Origin of the sequence: Bacillus sp. GMs2/2 (assembly GCF_050172095.1) — a bacterium.
Lineage (GTDB): Bacteria > Bacillota > Bacilli > Bacillales > Bacillaceae_G > Bacillus_A > Bacillus_A cereus.
The window spans coordinates 1-1,276 of record NZ_JBNLYE010000694.1; the positions used below are offsets into that span (position 1 = coordinate 1).

The window sequence follows — 1,276 nt, forward strand, 5'->3', positions numbered from 1 at the left end:
ATATCCAGTATGAAGATATTAGTCTATAAACTTATCTTCGTTATAAACATAGGTTTTAAATTACAAAAAAGCTGCAAAGCTTCCTTGGAACACTTTGCAGCCTTATGTCTTTTTATTTCCTTTAGCAAAATAACGGTTAGTGTATTTTTTCAAATTAACAATATGGTACAAAGATTTCCATTGAGCTTTTGCTCACATATGTGTTTATAAAGTCTTCAAGAGCTATTTGTTTGAGCTGACATCAGACTAGTTTATCTGATTCAGAACTATACCGATAAAGTGCAACTTTAATCAGTGGGGGTTTTGTTCATCCCCACTGATTATTAGCCCACACCAATCGGGCTTTTACGGGCAGCCCGCCCCCCCACCTAACTTCTTTGCTTTCGCTGAATTTTTAGATGGAGGTCTTACTGCCCGGCAAATAGCTGGATAAATTCAGCACATGATTGTTATTAAAAAAATAGATATACTTTGTTTCTCCATTATTTTTCTAACGCCTAAAAATTGAAACTGTTCCGCTAACAAGATAATATCTGGTTAATCTCATACGTCTATTTGAATACAAGTTCTTTTTCTAGACAAATCACAAACTCTTTCTAGAGTAATAAGTCCAGTATTTTCATCTTTTGGGATACTTACACCCATGTTTAAGTCTTTACATTGGAGACAGCAAATAACAAGCTTATATTATTGTATATTTTTCACGGTACTGCCTAGGAGTCATGCTAGTGATTTTTTTGAAAACTCTTATAAAATAACTTTGGTCATTAAAGTTAAGCCAAGCACAGATATCTGATAACGAATAAGTAGTGAGGGTTAATAATTTCTTTGCTTCTTCCACTCGTTCCCTTTGAATATATTCACTTAAAGTAATTCCCATTTCTTTTTTAAATAGTTTAGACAGATAAGTAGGCGTAATTTCTAAATGATTAGCAAGTTCATTCAGAGATATTCCATCGTAAACATTTTTATTAATATGTTTTATACATGTAGTAACCGCGTAAGAATACTTTTTTGCATTGTATTCTTTCACACGATCTGCAAAGGTACGTAAAGCGTCCCCTGATAATCGCTTTACAGATTCTACATTATCTAATTGTTCTAGGGTTTGTATATATAAAATACTATGGGCAAAAGCAATATCTGGTGGCAGATTTCCTTCTATTGCATATCGAGTGGCTAAGGTAATCGCAATAATTCCAAGGTTTTTTTGATTCCTGAGCGGATCCTCTACTAGCATAAGTTCAACATCTTCTTGCGAAACCGCATACATATA

At 33.6% G+C, this 1,276-nt stretch carries 1 protein-coding gene; it reads right to left on the reverse strand.

All coding sequences use genetic code 11. The features are described 5' to 3' along the window. Positions 1-682: 682 nt before the first annotated feature. A partial coding sequence (locus ACQGS6_RS28755; RefSeq protein ID WP_426966049.1) for a helix-turn-helix transcriptional regulator occupies positions 683-1,276 on the reverse strand: 594 nt, incomplete at its 5' end.